The sequence below is a fragment of the Bradyrhizobium sp. LLZ17 genome (assembly GCF_041200145.1).
In the GTDB taxonomy this organism is placed as follows: domain Bacteria; phylum Pseudomonadota; class Alphaproteobacteria; order Rhizobiales; family Xanthobacteraceae; genus Bradyrhizobium.
The window spans coordinates 6783152-6800999 of the sequence record NZ_CP165734.1 but is presented as its reverse complement, the minus strand read 5'-3'; the positions used below and the strand labels follow the sequence as shown (position 1 = coordinate 6800999).

Below are 17848 nucleotides of genomic sequence, written 5' to 3'. Positions count from 1 at the left end.
TCAGAAACCTTGTGCGGAGAGAACGGCCCCGATCAGATGCAGTTCCGAAGCTGCGGCAATTTCGTCGCGCGATGATGGCGCTGCATTGCAACGAGAGTTCCAGTCGGCTGCGAAACGTTGTCTCGCAGGAACGTTCGCCCTGCACGGTTCCTCGCCGACGATGATGCACCCTGGGCGACGCATCATCGCGGCGAAGGACGTGCGGACCTGCTTCGCCCAGGTCAGCTCTTGTAGTCGATCAAGAGCGCTGAAAAATCCGAGCTGCTCGACGCGCTCGCTGCGCTGCCATTCGCGCCGTAAGACGAACTTGACGAGGACTGCGACTGCTGCAGTGCCTGGAGGAACTGCTCGATGATCTTGGCCGTGGTGGAATCGGTCGAGCTGCTGCCCGTCGAATCCGCGGACGACGAATCCGAAGACGAGCTGTCGTCCGACGGCGGCGGACCGGGCGGCGGGCCGCCCGCACCACCGGGGCCGCCGGCGCCGCCTGGACCTTTGGCGAACGCCGACTGAAACACGCCCTTCAGCTCGGTGGCCTGGTCGGAGGTCAGGGTCCCGTTCGACACCTCATTGGCGATGAGGTCGTCGATCTTCGACTTCACATCGTGCCTGGACGATTTGGTGCCGCTCGACTGATCGCTGGAGCGGCTCTGCTGGAGCGCCGTGTCGATGTCGGTCAGGGCCGTCGAGAGCGCGGACTGGTCCGAGGAGGAGACCGTGCCGGCGGAAACTTCGGATTGCAGCTCCTGCTGCAATTTTTGCAGTGGCGACTGGTAGCTGCTGGCGGAGGCCGCCGATATCGAGGTCATGATGGCTCCGTGGGTTATGCGGGGTTTCGTAGCGGACCACGCAACGCTATGGTTAACGGCCTTAACGAGACCTTGCCGTCCCACTTCGCACTATTTGCGGGGTGTTGCGGGCCGAGGTCCAGCAACAATCCGAAACAAAAATCTTCGCCTTTTGGCCCGAATCTTGGACAAACAAAGCTCATGGCCATTTCCTCCCCCAACATTCTGGTCGTCGAAGACGATCGCGAAACCCGAACCTTGATTGCGAAGTACCTGCGCAACAATTCCTGCAACGTTACCGCAGTGAGCGACGGCCGCGAGATGTCGCGCGCCATCGCCGATCACCGCGTCGATCTCATCATCCTTGACGTGATGCTGCCCGGCGAAGATGGGCTCAGCTTGTGCCGCAAGGTGCGCTCGGGGGCGCAAACGCCGATCATCATGCTGACCGCGCGCGGCGAGGACGTCGACCGCATCGTCGGCCTCGAGATGGGCGCGGACGATTATCTGCCGAAGCCATTCAACCCGCGCGAGCTGCTCGCCCGTATCAACGCGGTGCTGCGCCGCCAGGCCTCGGCGCAAGCCGCAAGCGCGATCGAAGGCGCCGCCACGCTGGCCTTCGAGGGCTGGCGCATCGACCTGCGGCTGCGCGAGCTGCGCAATCCGCAAGGCGCGCGGGTCGCGGTGACCAGCGCCGAATTCGATCTGCTCAGGACGTTCTGCGAACGGCCCGGCCGCGTGCTGTCGCGCGACAGCCTGCTCGACCTCACGCAGGGCCGCAACACCGGCTCGTTCGAACGCTCCATCGACGTGCTGGTCAGCCGCATCCGCCGCAAGATCGAGCCCAATCCGCAGGATCCGTCCATGATCAAGACAGTGCGCTCCGGCGGCTATTTGTTCACACCCAGAACGGAAGCGGTCGCGGCGGCCCTGAGCAGCTGACGAGGCTTGCGCGCATGAAGCCGCTCGGGTTCTTCCACCTCAAGGGTATCGGCGGGCAGATTGCCGCACTGGTGCTGGCGTCGACCGTCGCGCTGCATCTCGTCGTCACCACCGCCTTCCTGATCAGCCGGCCGGATCGCCCGGACACCGCGCCTGACGGCGCGCCGCAATTGGCCGATGCCGCGCTGCTGCTCGGCGCTGCAAGCGAGAGCGAGCGGCCGCGTCTGCTCGACGATCTCGCGCGCGCGTTCCCGAAGCTCAACATCGAGACGCACGCGCCCGGCACGGTGAGCGTCGCCGCGGAGAGCGAGGGCCAGCATCTGCACGGGATGCGTCGTCACCTCGGCCGCGGCTACAGGGTGGTGCAGCTTGCGTCCGCCGACGGCGGCCCGCACCGCATCGGCGTGGAATTACCCGACGGCACCGTGATCGCGGCCCAGGTCGGCAACGGCTCGCGCCCGTGGTTCTGGGGCGCGCCGTGGCTGACGGCGCTGATGTCCGCTTTCATCTGCGTCAGCGTGCTCGGCCTGTGGGCCGCGCGGGCGCTGGCGGCGCCGCTGTCGTCCTTCGCCACGGCCGCCGAGAATTTCAGCCTCGACGGCGCCGCCGACCCGCTGCCGGAACGCGGCCCGGAAGAGATCCGCTCGGTCGCGCGCGCGCTCAACCGCATGCATGAACGGATCGCGGGGCTGATGTCGGATCGCACCAGGATGCTGGCGGCGATCAGCCACGATCTGCGCACGCCCATCACGCGGCTGCGCCTGCGCGCCGAGTTCATCGAGGACGAAGGCAACCGCAAGCGCATGCTGATCGATCTCGACCAGATGCGCTCGATGCTGGAATCCGTGCTGTCGCTGTTGCGCAACGATCGCAAGATCGAAGCCGTGACGCTGGTCGACATCGCAAGCTCGCTGCAGCTCGTCGCCGACCAGTTCGGCGACATGGGCCATGTCGTGCACTATGACGGCCCGCTGTCGGCGACCGCCGCCGCGCGTCCCGACGATCTGCACCGCGGCATCACCAACCTCGTCGAGAACGCGGTGCGCTTCGGCGCCGAGGTGACGATCCGCCTCGCTATCGCGGGCACCAAACTGATCATCGACGTCGAGGACGACGGCCCCGGCATTTCCGACGCGCGCAAGCAGGCGATGCTGGAGCCGTTCGTGCGCGGCGACGATGCCCGTACCATGGACGAGTCCACCGGCTTCGGCCTCGGCCTGTCGATCGCGCGCGCGATCGCGATCGCGCATGGCGGCGAGCTGTCGCTCCACGACCGCGCGCCGCACGGTCTCATCGTGCGGATGCAATTGCCGGTATCGCAGCAGCCGCGGCTGGCGGCGTAATCTTAAGCCGCGAGCGGCGGGTGCACGATGGGAACCTCGTCAAAAATCGCCACCGCCTCGAAGCGATATCCGCAGGCGCGGCAATTCCAGAGATAGGAAATGCGCCCCTCGCCCGGCTCGATCCAGTCGGGCTGTGCGATCGGTGTGCCGCATTGGGCACAGGGGTTCTGCCTGGGAATGTCGCCGGTGCGTGCTGTGGCCATGCTGGTTTTTGTCATGGCACCTCTCCCGATTTTGCGGTGTTTTCTTACTCGCTTTCGCGCTCGCGCGCGAATGGACAGGCGTGCTGTCGCGAGCGGGGTTCGTTCGCCCAACGGGACCCGTACGCCAGCATTGAGACGTAACCGCGGCTCGGCACCGCAAAATCCTCACGAGCGGCGTCTCGCCACATCATCGCCGTGTTCCCCGGGCCTAACGGCAGCCGGGCGCAGGTCACCCAGGGACCCGGGATATTTCCATGAAGATTTTACGCGTCGCCGCGCTGCTCGCGGCTGGACTGATATTGCCCCAGGCGGCATTCGCAGGCCAAGCCGAATACGCCGAGATGGTCGCCGCCCATGCGCGCGCCAACGGCGTGCCGGAAGCGCTGGTGCATCGGGTCATCATGCGCGAGAGCCGGTATCAGCCCGGCCTCGTCGGCCATGGCGGCACCATCGGGCTGATGCAGATCAAGCTCGCGACCGCCCGCGGCCTCGGCTACACCGGCGATGCCGCCGGACTGCGCGACCCCGACACCAATCTCACCTACGCGGTCAAATACCTCGCCGGCGCCTATCACGCCGCCAACGGCGACCACGCCCGGGCCGTGCGTTATTTCGCGGGCGGTTATTACTACGCCGCAAAGCGGCAGCGCCAGGAAGCCGTGCAGCAGGCGAGCTTCGAACCCCAGTTGGAGCCGAACGGCAACCCGCAGCCGATGTTCGGCGCAGCCCCGCATCGCAAGCTGGCGCAGCAGCTCCGCAACGCCCGGGCGCAGGTTCCGCGCTAACCGTCGTTCCGGGGCGATGCGTGAGCATCGAACCCGGAATCTCGAGATTCCGGGCTCGGTCCTGCGGACCGCCCCGGAATGACAAGGTCTGCGGCTAACGCGTTGACCACCCCGTCCCACTGGCCTACATTAGAGCCGTTCCGAGGGGTGCTCCGAGGAGGAGCTGAGATACCGCTAAATGGGCAAAGGAGCCCAGGACCGCGGTGACCCTTTGAACCTGATCCGGGTCATGCCGGCGAAGGGACAGGGATGTTGCAGACGACCAAACGACCGGATTCCCCGGTATCCATCATCGGCGCAGGCATCGCCGGAGCCTGGCAGGCGCTGCTGTTCGCGCAGGCCGGCCATTCCGTGACGCTGCACGAGCGCGGCGACGCCGCCATGACCGATGCCACCAGCCATTGGGCCGGCGGCATGCTCGCGCCCTATTGCGAGGCGGAAGTCTCCGAACCCATCATCTCCAGGCTCGGCCTGCGCTCGCTCGACATCTGGCGGCGCGAATTGCCGGACACGCCGTTCAACGGCTCCCTCGTGGTCGCCCACCCGCGCGAGCGCAACGATTTCGAGCGCTTTGCCCGCATGACAGAGGGCCACCGCCGGCTCGATGCCGCGGCTTTGGCGCAGCTCGAGCCGTCGCTGGAGGGCCGCTTCCGCGATGCGCTGTTCTTCCCGACTGAAGGCCATGTCGAGCCGCGCCGCGTGCTGCCGAAACTGCACGAGCGCATCGTTGCTGCCGGCGGTACCATCAAGTTCGACAGCGACGTCACGGCGGCCGATCTCGCGAATCTCAATCCTAAAAACCTCGTGATCGACTGCCGCGGCCTCGGCGCGCGCGACGAGCAACCGCAGCTGCGCGGCGTCAAGGGCGAGATGATTTTGATCGAGACCGACGAGGTGCAGCTGGCGCGCCCGGTGCGGCTGATCCACCCGCGCTGGCCGCTCTACGTGATTCCGCGCGAAGACAATCTGTTCATGCTGGGCGCGACCTCGGTCGAGGCCGAGGACACCGGCGTCAGCGTGCGCTCGGCGCTGGAGCTCCTGGGTGCGGCCTATGCCGTGCATCCCGCTTTCGGTGAGGCGCGCATCGTCGAGTTCGGCTCCGGCCTTCGCCCCGCCTACCCCGATAATTTGCCGCGCATCGGCGTTCGCGGCGAGACCATCGCCGTCAACGGCCTCTACCGCCACGGCTTCCTGATCGCGCCGGCGCTCGCCGAGCTGACGCTTGCCTATGTCGAGCGCGGCCAGATCGACAACGAGGTGATGCAATGCGTTTGATCATCAATGGCGAGCAGCGCGAGGTCAATTCGGCAAGCGTCGACGCGCTGCTGGGCGAGCTCGATTACGAAGGCACCCATTTCGCCATCGCGCTCAATTACGACGTCGTGCCGAAAAGCCGCTGGGCCGAGACGCATCTCAAGGCCGGCGACGAGATCGAGATCATCACCCCGCGGCAGGGAGGGTGAGGATGATCGCACACTCTTTCCCCTCGTCGTCCCGGCCTAGTGCGCAAGTTGCGCACGGGGGGCGCGACCCATAACCACAAATCTTCATTGTGGTGAAGGGTCTCTGCCAAAGTGCCCCAAGAGAAATCACGCGGTATGGGTCCCGGCCTTCGCCGGGACGACGGCCTTGTTGTTCGTGCCGTCACCACACACTCCGCTGTCATCGCCCGGCTTGACCGGGCGATCCAGTACGCCGCGGCTTCTCGGCTCTAGCCGCGCGGCCGCGGCGTACTGGATCCCCGCCGGAGCCTGTCATCGGGCTCGCCGAAGGCGAGACCCGGTGGCGGGGATGACAGCGTCAATCACGGAGACACCTTCCACATGGTGACCTTCTACGGCAAATCCTTCCCCTCTCGCCTCCTGATCGGCAGCGCGCTCTATCCCTCGCCGGCGATCATGCAAGGCGCGATCCGGGCGTCCGGCGCCAACATCGTCACGGTGTCGCTGCGTCGCGAATCCGCCGGCGGCAAGACCGGCGATGCGTTCTGGAACCTGATCCGCGAACTCGACGTCACCGTGCTGCCGAACACCGCGGGCTGCCGCAGCGTGCGCGAGGCGGTGACGACGGCCAAGCTCGCGCGCGAATTGTTCGCGACCTCCTGGATCAAGCTGGAAGTCATCGCCGACAACGACACGCTGCAGCCCGACGTGGTCGGCCTGGTCGAAGCAGCAAGCCTCCTGATCAAGGACGATTTTGAAGTGTTCCCCTATTGCACCGAGGATCTCTCGGTCGCCAACCGTCTGGTCGATGCCGGCTGCAAGGTGGTGATGCCGTGGGCCGCCCCGATCGGCAGCGCCAGGGGCATCACCAACCGCGACGCGCTCAAGCTGATGCGCGAGCGGCTGCCCGATATCACGCTGGTGGTCGACGCCGGCATCGGCGCGCCCTCGCACGCGGCCGAAGCACTCGAGCTCGGCTATGACGCCGTGCTGCTCAACACCGCGATCGCGAAAGCCGCCGATCCTATCGCCATGGCCAACGCCTTCCGCCTCGGGATCGAGGCCGGCCGCACCGCTTACGAAGCCGGGCTGATGAACGCCCGCGATTTCGCCTCTCCTTCCACCCCTGTCGTTGGGACACCTTTCTGGCATGCCGTATCCTGATCGCTTCTATCCCGTCGTCGACAGCCTCGCCTGGGTCGAGCGCCTGAGCAGCCTCGGCGTCGGCACGATTCAGCTGCGCGCCAAGGACCTCAACGACGCCGAGGCGCTGCAGATCGTCACCGACGCGCTGGAGATCACCAGGGGCACGTCGGCAAAACTCGTGGTGAACGACTATTGGCGCGCGGCGATCGTCGCGGGCGCGAAATACCTGCATCTCGGTCAGGAGGATCTCGCCGATGCCGACCTCAAGGCCATCCGCGAGGCCGGCCTGTCGCTCGGCATCTCCACCCATGACGACGCCGAGCTCGAAACCGCGCTCGCAGCCAAACCCGACTATGTCGCGCTCGGCCCGATCTTTTTCACCACGCTCAAATCGATGCGCTTCGAGCCGCAGGGCATCCCGAAGATCACGCAATGGAAAAAGCGCATCGGCTCCATCCCGCTGGTCGCGATCGGCGGCATCAAGTTCGAGCACGCCGCGGAGATCTTCGCCGCGGGCGCGGATTCCATCGCCGTCGTCAGCGACGTGACGCAAAACGCCGACCCCGATGCGCGGGTGCGGCAGTGGCTCGGCCTACCCGCGGAGGCCGCGTGATGCACGCTATCGCCACACACTCCGCCGTCATCGCCCGGCTTGACCGGGCGATCCAGTACGCCGCAGCCTCTCCGTATCCCACGACAGCCTCTGGAATACTGGATCCCCGCCTTCGCGGGGATGACAGCGGTATTTGTCTCTCGCGCAGCGACGCCAACGAACTGAATTAAGGAGGATCCCCATGAACATCCGCTCCAATCCCGACAAGACCATCCCCGCCGTCACCACCGGCCCGCTGCCCTCCTCGCGAAAGATCTTCGCGTCCCCTGACGCCGCGCCCGATTTGCGCGTGCCGTTGCGCGAGATCATCCTGTCCGAAGGCGCGGGCGAGCCGAACCTGCCGGTGTACGACACCTCCGGCCCCTACACCGATCCGTCCGTCACCATCGACGTCAACGCAGGTCTCGCGCGCAACCGCAAATCATGGGTGCTGGAGCGCGGCGGCGTCGAGGAATATGCGGGCCGCCAGATCAAGCCGGAGGACAATGGCAGTGTCTCCACCGACAAGGCCGCGCGCGCCTTCTCGGCCTATCACCAGCCGCTGCGCGGCCTCGACGGCCACAAGATCACCCAGCTCGAATTCGCCCACGCCGGCATCATCACCAAGGAGATGATCTACGTCGCGGAGCGCGAAAACCTCGGCCGCAAGCAGCAGCTCGAACGCGCGGAGGCAGCCCTTGCCGACGGCGAAAGCTTTGGCGCCTCCGTGCCCGCCTTCATCACCCCGGAATTCGTGCGCTCCGAGATCGCGCGGGGCCGCGCCATCATCCCCTGCAACATCAACCACTCAGAGTTGGAGCCGATGATCATCGGCCGCAACTTCCTCACGAAAATCAACGCCAATATCGGCAACTCGGCGGTGACTTCATCGGTCGAGGAAGAGGTCGAGAAGATGGTGTGGGCGATCCGCTGGGGCGCCGACACCGTGATGGACCTCTCCACCGGCCGCAACATCCACACCACGCGCGAATGGATCCTGCGCAACGCGCCAGTGCCGATCGGCACCGTTCCGATCTACCAGGCGCTGGAGAAGTGCAACGGCGATCCGGTGCAGCTGACCTGGGAGCTCTACAAGGACACGCTGATCGAGCAGTGCGAGCAGGGCGTCGACTATTTCACCATCCACGCGGGCGTGCGCCTGCAATACATCCACCTCACCGCCAATCGCGTCACCGGCATTGTGTCGCGTGGCGGCTCGATCATGGCGAAGTGGTGCCTGGCGCATCACAAGGAGAGCTTCCTCTACACGCATTTCGACGAGATCTGCGACCTCATGCGCAAATACGACGTCTCGTTCTCGCTCGGCGACGGTCTGCGTCCGGGCTCGATCGCCGACGCCAACGATCGCGCCCAGTTTGCCGAGCTGGAAACACTCGGCGAGCTGACCAAGATCGCGTGGGACAAGGGTTGCCAGGTCATGATCGAAGGCCCCGGCCACGTGCCGATGCACAAGATCAAGATCAACATGGACAAGCAGCTCAAGGAATGCGGCGAGGCGCCGTTCTACACCCTCGGACCGCTGACCACCGACATCGCGCCGGGCTATGACCACATCACCTCAGGCATCGGTGCGGCCATGATCGGCTGGTTCGGCTGCGCCATGCTCTGCTACGTCACCCCAAAGGAGCATCTCGGCCTCCCCGACCGCAACGACGTCAAGACCGGCGTCATCACCTACAAGATCGCCGCCCACGCGTCCGATCTCGCCAAGGGCCACCCCGCCGCGCAGCTGCGCGACAACGCGCTGTCCCGCGCCCGCTTCGACTTCCGCTGGAGCGACCAGTTCAACCTCGGCCTCGATCCCGACACCGCAAAAAACTTCCACGACGAGACCCTGCCGAAGGAAGCCCACAAGGTCGCTCATTTCTGCTCGATGTGCGGCCCGAAATTCTGCTCGATGAAGATCACCCAGGACGTGCGCGACTATGCGGCGACGCTGAACGACCCGGCGGCGGTGGGCATGTCGATGAGCGGGACCGCTGAGGACGGCATGAAGCAGATGAGCGCGAAATTCAAGGAGATGGGCAGCAGTGTGTATCTGGATGCGGAGAAGGTGAAGGAGAGTAATCGGGTGTTGTGAGACGTTGACACTCGACATCTCGCCTCAAGCAGTAGCTTCGTAGGGTGGGCAAAGGCGCTCTTGCGCCGTGCCCACCATCTCTCCACGCAACCTGACAGAGCGGTGGGCACGACGCGCGAAGAGCGCGCCTTTGCCCACCCTACGGCACTGCCGTGTTATTCCTCGAATAACTCCTTGAACAAAGTCTTCGCGCGTTCGAGGCCTTCCTCCGTGAACACCACCGACTTTACCTTGCCGACGGGATCGTCAATCATTCCCTTGTCGTGCAAGCGCCCAAGCACGTCCCAGTCGAAGCCCTTCCAAGCCCGATAGCCATCGTGCAAGGTCAGATAAAGCAGCGCCAATGCCGCGTCGTCGATCTTGTCCTTGTTGATGCTCATCTTGATCTCCCACAGAGCAGCGTTGAGCTTATCCTATTCGGGAACGGACGATCTTCAATGGTCCTCGACACGGTCGATATGTCTGACGGGGTCATGGGTTCACGGACATGCCTGACAGCAAGAGCCACCGCCTGCCCGACCAGCTCCGCCCCGACCTCCGCCTCGTCTTCGTCGGCACCGCCGCCAGCACGCGCTCGGCCGAACTCGGGCACTACTACGCCCATCCCGGCAACCGCTTCTGGCGCGCGATCCATGAGGCCGGCATCACGCCGCGGCGCTGGTCAGCCGGGGGAGTTCGCAGGCTTGCTGGAGCTCGGGATCGGCTTCACCGATCTCTCCAAGTCGGGCGCTGGGATGGATCACCAGATCGCGGCTGACACGATCGACGTGGCGGGGTTCAGGGCCAAGATCGACAAGTATCGGCCGAGGACGATTGCGTTCACGAGCAAGAAGGCGGCGAGCTTGTTTTGTGGCAGGCCGTCGCGCGGGATTTTGTTGGGGCGGCAGCCGCGCGATGAAAGTTTGCCGGAGATATTCGTGCTGCCCTCGCCGTCGGGTGCTGCGTCCGGGCATTGGACGATCGAGCCGTGGCGGGAGCTGGCGAGGTGGATCGCCCTAGTGTGAGGCAACGATAGCGCCCAGTCATCGTCCCGGCGAAGGCCGGGAGCCATAGCCCCAGACAGCGGTTTGGCGAAGACTCGTCGTTCGGTACTTCTACCCGCCGCAACCGATAGATCACGCGGTATGGGTCCCGGCTTTCGCCAGGACGACACCGAGGAACTGACTCGCGGTCTCACTCAAATACGCAGTTTCGTAGGGTGGGTAAAGGCGCGCTTGCGCCGTGCCCACCATCTCTCCACGCAACCGGCAGAACGGTGGGCACGGCGCGCGAAGGGCGCGCCTTTGCCCACCCTACGGCACCATCGGCCCCTCACCCCGCATACGCCCGATCCAACTCCGCAATCACGATCTTCCGCATCCCCATCATGGCCTGCATGACGCGGTTCGCCTTGGTGCGGTCCGCGTCGCCGAGATAGCGGCCGAGCGCTGATGGGATCACCTGCCAGGACAGGCCGAACTTGTCCTTGAGCCAGCCGCATTTGGATTCCGCGCCGCCGTCGGCGGTCAGCGCTTTCCAAAATAATCCACCTCGACTTGCGTCTCCACGCTGATGAAGAACGACACCGCCTCGTTGAAGCGGTACATCGGCCCGCCATTGAGCGCGTTGAAGCGCTGGCCTTCGAGTTCGAACACCGCCATGAAATCGCTGACGCTCTCCACCTTGGCATTGGGAAACACCGATTTGTAGAAGGCGACGGCTTCGGGGACGTTGTTGTCGAACCAGAGAAACGGCGTGATGGAGGTCATGGGCGGATATCCCGGGATGTGAAACGAGACGCGCCCGACACGAGCGGCCGCTCGAAGGACGAACGGGCGAGCGGCGATCCGACAGAGGGGGTCGCATTTTTCGCAAGGATCGGCCCATTCGGTGAGACCCACCCGGATTGTCGCGCAGACCAGGCTCCAGATCGCCCCCAATCGCCCGCTGATCGAACGACCCCGCGCACCAAGGTCATCGCTGTTGCAAGCCCGGCGCGGGAGCGATAACAACTTTGGGTCGAACAGCCGGGCGCAACCGGCATGATCTTTCCGGAAAACCGCGTCACACTTTGCGCCAGCGCGGCCCTTCGGGTCCGGATCATGCGCGTAAGGGAGCAACCATGCTGACCCTCTATTCCTACCCGGAACTGTTCGGCGTCGCCGACAACAATGGCTACGGCCTCAAGGTCTATGCCTTCCTGAAGCTCGCGCGCATGCCCTTCGTGCACGAGCATGTGTTCGATGCCTCGGCCGCGCCGCGCGGGCAGTTGCCCTATATCGTCGACGACGGCGAGACCATCGGCGACAGCGAGACGATCATCGCGCACGCGATCGCGAAATATCATCTCACCATCGATGCCGCGCTGTCACCCGAGCAGCGCCGCACCAATCATCTCGTCACCCGCATGCTGGATGATCTCTACTGGGTGATGTCGTATTCGCGCTGGAAGGACGAGCGCTATTATCCCGCCTTCCGCGACGGCTTCATCGCGCAGCATCCGCAGATCGACGCGGCTGGCTTCGAGAAGGCCAAGGCCTACAATGCGCAGCGTTATCATTTCCAGGGCATCGGCCGCTACACGCCGGAACAGGCCTATGCGCGGGGGCTTGCCGATTTGCAGGTGCTGGCCGAGATCGTGCCCGCGGCGGCCTTCGTGCACGGCGAGCGGCCGACCAGCTGTGATGCCGGCATCTACGGCTTCATCGCGAATATCCATTACTTTCCGATCCCGACGCCGCTGAAGGCGTTTATCGAGGCGCACAAGAATCTGGTCGCGCATTGCGAGCGGATTCATGCGATGGTGAGCGCGTAATCCGCAGGTCTCGTAGGGTGGGCAAAGCGAAGCGTGCCCACCAACTTTTCGTATGCCGCTTGCACCATGGTGGGCACGGCGCTTGCGCGCCTTTGCCCACCCTACGGCACCGAGTCCTCCGGCACCCGCCCCTACCGCATCGTGATCGCAAGCCCGCTCAGATCCGCGTTCGCCATCAACCCGACCTGCGTGCCGCTCAGCTCCAGCACCGCGCCCTTCTGGTTGGTCAGCACGATGGCGCGGGCGCCACGGCCGACCGCAAGGCCGGCACCGGCGGCGCCGTAGACGCCGGCGACATCCGAGGGACGGTTGATGTTGGAGACGCGACCGCGCAGCACGGTCTTGGAGCCGCCGAACACGAGGCCGTAGTCGAGCCCGCCGGTGGAGAGCGAATAGGAGCGGCCGCGGAAGTTGAGCACGCCGCCGCCGCCCGAGCCGCCGATGATCCAGCCGGCCTTGTAGATCGTCAGCACCACCGTGCCGCCGTCGGCGCGCGCCGCGGTCGAGAGGCCGGCCAGGGCCGCAATGGCAACGAGCGCGGCGCGCAAGGTGGTAGCGATCTTCATGGGGAATCTCCGGGGGCTATCTTTCAAGGATGGAATCGAATCAGACGCCGCAAATCTATCCGATCGATCGCGGCGGCAACATGATCGCGCGGGCGCGAGTCGTAGCGCTCGTCATGCCCGGGCTTGTCCCGCCTGCGCGGCCGAAGCCGCTTCGGCGAGGCGAAGGCCCGGGCATCCACGTTCTTGTGTGCCGTGGATCAAGGCGTGGATGCCGGGACAGGCCCGGCCATGACGGTGCGGATGCCTGGTGCGCCACCGAAAATGCCATCGCGATCATGCCATTCTGCTCCTGTTTTGCCCGACGGAGCAAACGAATATTTTGCTTTTCCCGAACTCAGAAAAAGATCAATGATTTCTGCTTGATGTCTACTGTGCATGGGGTTGTTTTCGTATATTTCGTTGGAGCGACCCTGACGGGCCGCTACGCTCAACGAAGCCGGGCTGACATATCCGTGATCGGCCATGGAGCGGCTTGCAAGCTGTGCAGTTTTGCCGCACCAGTTTCCTTCTCGCATTCCCATCAGGAGATTTTTCATGCGTCGCGTTCTCGCCCTTTGTGCCGTTGCCGGCATCGCCTCGTCCGCATTTGCCGTGCCGGCCTCGGCGGCAGCCGGCTATTACGTGATCCGCTGGGACAACACCGGCATCTGCCAGGTCTGGAACGAGGACCTGCGCTACAAGCCGCTGCAGTGGGGCGTGTCGACCTACAAGGTCGTCAGCAAGCCGCTGCCGACCTTCACCGCGGCCTCCGATCTCCAGATCAAGCTGCGCGGGGAGCGCCGCTGCACGCTCTGAGCAGGCTCACAGCCGATCGAAGTCGAGGGCGGGTTGCGCGAGCGGCCCGCCCTTCATCTTGACGACCACGACGGCCGCTCACGCGTCCTTGTGGACGCCTGGATGGATGAGGATGTCGCGCGCGGCGGCGAGCTCGATGAAGGCTTGCGCGCTGCCGCCCTGGTCGGGATGCTTGCCCTTGGCGGCGCGGCGATAGGCCTGGTTGATGTCATCACAGGTCAGCTGCACGGCGAGCGGCAGGCCGAGCATCCTGCGCGCGCGGTCCTCGCTGGACAGCTTCTTCGGCATGACGTTGCGGCGGCCGAAGCGCGGCGCGGTCAGATCGTGGAGGACCTCGAGGATCACGCCGATCCGGCGCTGAGCGGCCAGGATGATGGTGGGATCGTCGTTGACCGCGGCCTGGCGCAGCACGGGCAGCGCCTGGTCGGCGGCCTGCCGCAGCGTGGCCTCGGAGCTGACGCGGGCGATCTCGGCCACGAGCCGGCCCGCCTCGGTCCAATCGGCGGCGTCGCCCGACCGCAGGCGCTCCAGCGCCAGTTTCCAGGATTCAACTCGTTCCATCATGCGCGCAACGTTTAGCAATCAACATCAGTATGCCAAGGCCGCCGTTTCCGACCGCTTAATTTCGAGTTAGCCTTTCATGAAACTTCGAAATGAATCCGGGAGGAAATGTCATGGCCTTGCTCGCAGATCACCTCGCGGTCGTCACGGGCGCCGGTTCCGGCATCGGCCGGGCGATCGCGGCCGGCTACGCGCGCGAGGGCGCGCAAGTCGTGCTGCTCGACGTCAACCCCGATACGATCGCGGAGGCAACCCAGGAGATCCGCAGGGCCGGCGGCAAGGCCGAGAGCTTTGCGCTCGACGTCACCAAACGCGACGATTGCTTTGCGCTGGCCAAGCAGGTCGCCGACAAGGTCGGACAGGTCTCGATCCTGGTCAACAATGCCGGCATCACCCGCCGCAATGCCTTCACCGCTGACACCGAGACGGTCGCGAAGGACTGGAACGACATCATCGCGCTCAATCTCAACGGCGTCTTCAACATGACGCAGGCCTTCCTCGCCCCCTTGCGCGCAGCCAAGGGCCGCATCGTCAATATCGGCTCGATCCAGTCCTTCATGCATCTGCGCACGCCGAGCTCGGCGGCGTATACGACCTCGAAGCACGGCGTGCTCGGCTTCACCAAGGCGCTCGCGGTCGAGCTCGGCAAGGAAGGCGTGCGCGTCAACGCGATCGGCCCGGGCTTCATCGAGACCAACCTCAACGCCAATGTGCGCGCCACCAATCCGGCGCTGGTGCAGGCCTTCGTCGATCACACCCCGCTGGCGCGGGCGGGCAAGCCGGAGGACATCGTCGGCCCCGCGATCTTCCTTGCGTCCGATCTGTCGGCTTACGTCACCGGAACGATCGTGATGGTGGATGGCGGATATCGGACGGTGTGAGCGCGCGGCGCGACGCACGGCTGCGGGTTCTGCGATCGGCATCGGTCCGCATCGCCATGCATCCTGCGCCAATCGCGGCGGCGCTGCGGCATTCCCAAGGTCAATTGGTGCGAACACCCGGCAATTAACCTTTCATTAACCAAACCCGCCCACCGTAGATCTACGGCTTGGGGGTCGTTTGTTCTCGATCCGCTTCCAACGATGGAAGCGGGCGTTGATCGGGGAGTATGTTGATGACCACTGTTCATGTCGCGGTGCCCGACCAGGGCGCGCAATTCCTTGCCCCTCACCAGATCGTTCCGCTGCTGATCGGCGCGACCGTCGACGAGGTCGAGCGCGAGCTCGTGCTCCAGACGCTCGCGCGCTGCGATGGCAACCGTACGCGCGCATCGCGTGTGCTCGGCCTGTCGGTGCGCACGCTGCGCAACAAGATCAGGCTCTATGCTGCCTCCGGCATCGACGTGCCCGCCTATCACGATTGACGCGCGAGGTCGCGTGCCGCAGCGCCGATTGATGTTGATCACGCCCCGCGGCATGCGCGGGCGGAATTGCTGCTGTCGTCAAACGCCGCTAAGTAGCTTGCGTCCGTAAAGGGAGCAGTGGCGTGGCAGACGATCAGGGACGGCAGGGACCTCCGGGTCCGCGCGGGCGGCAGGGCGAGCCGGGACGGCCGGGGCCGCAGGGTCACCCGGGCAAGCGCGGGCCGGACGGCACGCGCGGCAAGCCCGGACCGCAGGGCAAGCCTGGGCCGGCCGGAAAGACCGGAACGCAGGGCAAGGCCGGTCCGCCGGGCAAGCCGGGCGAGGCCGGTCCGCGCGGACCAGCCGGACCACAGGGCCCCGCCGGAATCCAAGGTCCCGCCGGTCCACAAGGCCCGCGCGGCGAGGCCGGTCCGCCCGGCCAATTGCCCTCGATCGAGCAAGTGCTGCCCTGGCTCGATCAGCTGTTCGACGCCTGGGACGAACGCCGCCGCCAGCGCGAGCAGGAAGCCGCCGAGCGCGCCGCGCTCGAGGCCGCCGTGCATGAGACCGACGAGGCGATCGTCGATGACGACGGCGACGAGAGCGAAGGCGATGAGCACAGGAAAAAGAAGAAAAAGAAAAAGCACGGCCAGAAGGAGTAGCGGTTAGTTCGCCTGATCGTCGCGCCGCGGTAGCATGCCCATGCGCTCGAACTGCCAGCGCATGGCGCGGTACCAGAGATAGCCGACCGCCGCGCCGCACAAAGCGAGGATCACTGCGTTCGCGCTCGAGAACGAGCTGCTCCACCACATCATCCACGCCGTCCACAGCAGCGTGAAGACGATGGCACCTGCTTTCAGCGGAAGAAGGGGGCGGCTCATTCTCGTGCTCCGGGTTGTCAAAACCCCGGTGAGCATCATCGCGCGCCAAGACCGCTGTTTCCGTGAGCCGGATCACGGAGCGGATTGTTGCGGAACAGCTAACCGAAGCGCAGCCGCGAACGCTCCTTGGCCTTTTCCGCCTCGATCTCACGGTCGCGCGCCGGGGCACTGGTGTGCAGCGACGTCAGCAGCTTTCGCGCCGCCTCCGACACCTCCGCCACCGCGCGATCGAACGCGGCCTGGTTGGCCTGCGACGGCCTGCTGAAGCCGGATAGCTTCCGCACAAACTGCAGCGCGCTGGCATGGATCTCATGTTCCGTCGCCGGCGGATCGAAATTGAACAGCGTCCTGATGTTGCGGCACATGCAGTCTCTCCCGATGTTCCCTCAAAGACGATTGGCTGAGGCGAAATTCTACATCCTCCGGGAAGTTCTGCTAAGGTCCGCGTAACGCGGCCGCCGATCACGAGCCGCATGGGGAGAGACACATGAAACCTTCTTGCGCGGTGCTGTCGGCCATACTGCTGTCCATTTCAACGTTGGCCACCTCTGTATCGGTCATGGCCGCTGATTATCCTGCACCGAAGCAGGGCGACTGGGTCGCCAAGGACTTCAAATTCCACACCGGCGAGACGATGTCGGAACTGCGGCTGCACTACACCACCGTTGGCGAGCCGAGCGGCCAGCCCGTGTTGGTACTGCATGGATCGGGGGGCTCGGCCGCGAGCATGCTGACGGCTAGCTTCGCAGGAGAGCTGTTCGGCGCCGGACAGCCGCTCGACGCCTCCAAATATTACATCATCATTCCCGACGCCATCGGCCACGGCCGATCGTCAAAACCATCCGACGGGATGAAGACGAGCTTTCCGAAATACGACTATGACGACATGGTCGAGGCGCAATACCGGCTGGTGACGGAAGGTCTCGGCGTCAAGCACCTGCGGCTCGTCATCGGCAATTCGATGGGCGGCATGCACGCCTGGCTATGGGGTGAGAAACATCCGAAGGCCATGGACGCGCTGGTCCCGATGGCCTCGCAGCCGACCGAGATGGCATCGCGCAACTGGATGCTGCGGCGGATCATGCTCGATACCATCCGCAACGATCCCGATTACAACGGCGGCAACTACACCAGCCAGCCGCGCATGATGAAATACGCAATCACCGCCTACGGCATCGCGAGCATCGGCGGAACGTTGGCCTATCAGTCGCAAGCGCCGACGGCGGCGAAGGCCGACAAGACCGTCGACGAGCGGCTTGCGACCCCGATCACGGCCGATGCCAACGACTTCGTCTACCAGTGGGAGGCTTCGCACGATTACAATGCCGCTGATGGGCTGGAGCAGATCGAGGCGTCGCTGCTGCTCATCAACTCCGCCGACGACGAGCGCAACCCGCCCGAGACCGGCGTCACCGACGCTGCGATGAAACGGGTCAAGAACGGGCATCTTTACCTGATCCCTGCGAGCACCGAAACGCGCGGCCACGGCACCACCGGCAACGCGAAATTCTACAGCGAACAGGTCCGGCAGTTGCTGCAAACTGCGCCGCAGCGCACGATGTAAAGA

Annotated in this window: 22 protein-coding genes, 2 pseudogenes and 1 riboswitch; of the genes and pseudogenes, 15 read left to right on the top strand and 9 right to left on the bottom strand. The window is 65.0% G+C overall.

What is annotated here, in order from left to right; all coding sequences use genetic code 11:
* Positions 1 to 221: 221 nt before the first annotated feature.
* Positions 222 to 809, bottom strand: a complete 588-nt coding sequence (locus AB8Z38_RS32640; protein WP_369721690.1) for a hypothetical protein — start codon at positions 807 to 809, stop codon at positions 222 to 224.
* 180 nt (positions 810 to 989) lie between these two features.
* Between AB8Z38_RS32640 and AB8Z38_RS32635 the strand changes: the two genes are divergently transcribed.
* Positions 990 to 1730, top strand: coding sequence for a response regulator (locus AB8Z38_RS32635; protein ID WP_369721689.1), 741 nt, complete (start codon positions 990 to 992; stop codon positions 1728 to 1730).
* Between the two features lie 14 nt (positions 1731 to 1744).
* Positions 1745 to 3073, top strand: a complete 1329-nt coding sequence (locus AB8Z38_RS32630) for an ATP-binding protein (RefSeq protein WP_369721688.1) — start codon at positions 1745 to 1747, stop codon at positions 3071 to 3073.
* 2 nt (positions 3074 to 3075) lie between these two features.
* Here AB8Z38_RS32630 and AB8Z38_RS32625 read toward each other — a convergent pair whose 3' ends face one another.
* Positions 3076 to 3291: a hypothetical protein gene (locus AB8Z38_RS32625; RefSeq protein WP_369721687.1), complete on the bottom strand. Its 216-nt coding sequence runs from the start codon at positions 3289 to 3291 to the stop codon at positions 3076 to 3078.
* A 239-nt stretch (positions 3292 to 3530) separates the two neighbouring features.
* Between AB8Z38_RS32625 and AB8Z38_RS32620 the strand changes: the two genes are divergently transcribed.
* The 6 genes from AB8Z38_RS32620 (at position 3531) to thiC (ending at position 9342) form a co-directional block, all read left to right on the top strand.
* Positions 3531 to 4061 carry a transglycosylase SLT domain-containing protein gene (locus AB8Z38_RS32620; RefSeq protein WP_369721686.1) on the top strand — a complete coding sequence of 177 codons (531 nt, stop codon included), beginning with the start codon at positions 3531 to 3533 and terminating at the stop codon, positions 4059 to 4061.
* Between the two features lie 133 nt (positions 4062 to 4194).
* A riboswitch (TPP riboswitch) is annotated at positions 4195 to 4323 on the top strand.
* Entirely contained in the window at positions 4311 to 5336 is a 1026-nt protein-coding gene (locus tag AB8Z38_RS32615) for an FAD-dependent oxidoreductase (protein ID WP_369721685.1), read from the top strand. (Overlaps the previous riboswitch by 13 nt.)
* Entirely contained in the window at positions 5327 to 5524 is a 198-nt protein-coding gene (thiS, locus tag AB8Z38_RS32610) for a sulfur carrier protein ThiS (RefSeq protein WP_369721684.1), read from the top strand. The genes AB8Z38_RS32615 and thiS overlap by 10 nt, the downstream gene beginning before the upstream one ends.
* 360 nt (positions 5525 to 5884) lie before the next feature.
* Positions 5885 to 6667, top strand: coding sequence for a thiazole synthase (locus AB8Z38_RS32605; RefSeq protein WP_369721683.1), 783 nt, complete (start codon positions 5885 to 5887; stop codon positions 6665 to 6667).
* Positions 6654 to 7262, top strand: coding sequence for a thiamine phosphate synthase (locus AB8Z38_RS32600; RefSeq protein WP_369721682.1), 609 nt, complete (start codon positions 6654 to 6656; stop codon positions 7260 to 7262). The genes AB8Z38_RS32605 and AB8Z38_RS32600 overlap by 14 nt, the downstream gene beginning before the upstream one ends.
* A gap of 181 nt (positions 7263 to 7443) precedes the next feature.
* Positions 7444 to 9342, top strand: a complete 1899-nt coding sequence (thiC, locus tag AB8Z38_RS32595; protein WP_369721681.1) for a phosphomethylpyrimidine synthase ThiC — start codon at positions 7444 to 7446, stop codon at positions 9340 to 9342.
* A gap of 155 nt (positions 9343 to 9497) precedes the next feature.
* Here the strand turns inward: thiC and AB8Z38_RS32590 are convergent, their stop codons facing one another.
* Positions 9498 to 9722, bottom strand: coding sequence for a DUF6429 family protein (locus tag AB8Z38_RS32590; RefSeq protein ID WP_369721680.1), 225 nt, complete (start codon positions 9720 to 9722; stop codon positions 9498 to 9500).
* A 107-nt stretch (positions 9723 to 9829) separates the two neighbouring features.
* Between AB8Z38_RS32590 and AB8Z38_RS32585 the strand changes: the two are divergent.
* Positions 9830 to 10346, top strand: a pseudogene (locus tag AB8Z38_RS32585) (mismatch-specific DNA-glycosylase).
* 307 nt (positions 10347 to 10653) lie between these two features.
* Here the strand turns inward: AB8Z38_RS32585 and AB8Z38_RS32580 are convergent.
* Positions 10654 to 11090: pseudogene (locus AB8Z38_RS32580) on the bottom strand (VOC family protein).
* A gap of 353 nt (positions 11091 to 11443) precedes the next feature.
* Here AB8Z38_RS32580 and AB8Z38_RS32575 point away from each other — a divergent pair.
* Positions 11444 to 12136, top strand: a complete 693-nt coding sequence (locus AB8Z38_RS32575) for a glutathione S-transferase family protein (RefSeq protein ID WP_369721679.1) — start codon at positions 11444 to 11446, stop codon at positions 12134 to 12136.
* Between the two features lie 131 nt (positions 12137 to 12267).
* Here the strand turns inward: AB8Z38_RS32575 and AB8Z38_RS32570 are convergent, their stop codons facing one another.
* A complete protein-coding gene (locus tag AB8Z38_RS32570; protein WP_369721678.1) occupies positions 12268 to 12702 on the bottom strand; it encodes a hypothetical protein in 435 nt (144 codons plus the stop codon).
* Between the two features lie 197 nt (positions 12703 to 12899).
* Positions 12900 to 13238: a hypothetical protein gene (locus AB8Z38_RS32565; RefSeq protein WP_369721677.1), complete on the bottom strand. Its 339-nt coding sequence runs from the start codon at positions 13236 to 13238 to the stop codon at positions 12900 to 12902.
* Between AB8Z38_RS32565 and AB8Z38_RS32560 the strand changes: the two genes are divergently transcribed.
* The gene (locus AB8Z38_RS32560; RefSeq protein ID WP_369721676.1) at positions 13237 to 13497 is read left to right on the top strand and encodes a hypothetical protein; all 261 of its coding nucleotides are present in this window, start codon (positions 13237 to 13239) and stop codon (positions 13495 to 13497) included. The two genes, AB8Z38_RS32565 and AB8Z38_RS32560, sit on opposite strands and share 2 nt — an antisense overlap.
* A 78-nt stretch (positions 13498 to 13575) precedes the next feature.
* Here AB8Z38_RS32560 and AB8Z38_RS32555 read toward each other — a convergent pair whose 3' ends face one another.
* Positions 13576 to 14061, bottom strand: a complete 486-nt coding sequence (locus tag AB8Z38_RS32555) for a J domain-containing protein (protein WP_369721675.1) — start codon at positions 14059 to 14061, stop codon at positions 13576 to 13578.
* 110 nt (positions 14062 to 14171) lie between these two features.
* Between AB8Z38_RS32555 and AB8Z38_RS32550 the strand changes: the two genes are divergently transcribed.
* From AB8Z38_RS32550 to AB8Z38_RS32540, 3 genes are all read left to right on the top strand, one after another.
* Entirely contained in the window at positions 14172 to 14939 is a 768-nt protein-coding gene (locus AB8Z38_RS32550; RefSeq protein ID WP_369721674.1) for an SDR family NAD(P)-dependent oxidoreductase, read from the top strand.
* Between the two features lie 233 nt (positions 14940 to 15172).
* Positions 15173 to 15421 carry a helix-turn-helix domain-containing protein gene (locus AB8Z38_RS32545; protein ID WP_369721673.1) on the top strand — a complete coding sequence of 83 codons (249 nt, stop codon included), beginning with the start codon at positions 15173 to 15175 and terminating at the stop codon, positions 15419 to 15421.
* 122 nt (positions 15422 to 15543) lie between these two features.
* The gene (locus AB8Z38_RS32540) at positions 15544 to 16062 is read left to right on the top strand and encodes a collagen-like protein (protein WP_369721672.1); all 519 of its coding nucleotides are present in this window, start codon (positions 15544 to 15546) and stop codon (positions 16060 to 16062) included.
* 3 nt (positions 16063 to 16065) lie between these two features.
* On the opposite strand, the gene AB8Z38_RS32535 is transcribed toward AB8Z38_RS32540, so the two are convergent.
* Positions 16066 to 16281 (bottom strand): hypothetical protein, encoded by a 216-nt coding sequence (locus AB8Z38_RS32535; protein ID WP_369721671.1) that lies wholly within the window; start codon positions 16279 to 16281, stop codon positions 16066 to 16068.
* A 98-nt stretch (positions 16282 to 16379) separates the two neighbouring features.
* Positions 16380 to 16646, bottom strand: coding sequence for a DUF2277 domain-containing protein (locus tag AB8Z38_RS32530; RefSeq protein WP_369721670.1), 267 nt, complete (start codon positions 16644 to 16646; stop codon positions 16380 to 16382).
* 122 nt (positions 16647 to 16768) lie between these two features.
* On the opposite strand from AB8Z38_RS32530, the gene AB8Z38_RS32525 reads away from it, so the two are divergent.
* Positions 16769 to 17845: an alpha/beta fold hydrolase gene (locus AB8Z38_RS32525; RefSeq protein WP_369721669.1), complete on the top strand. Its 1077-nt coding sequence runs from the start codon at positions 16769 to 16771 to the stop codon at positions 17843 to 17845.
* The last annotated feature ends 3 nt before the right edge of the window (positions 17846 to 17848 follow it).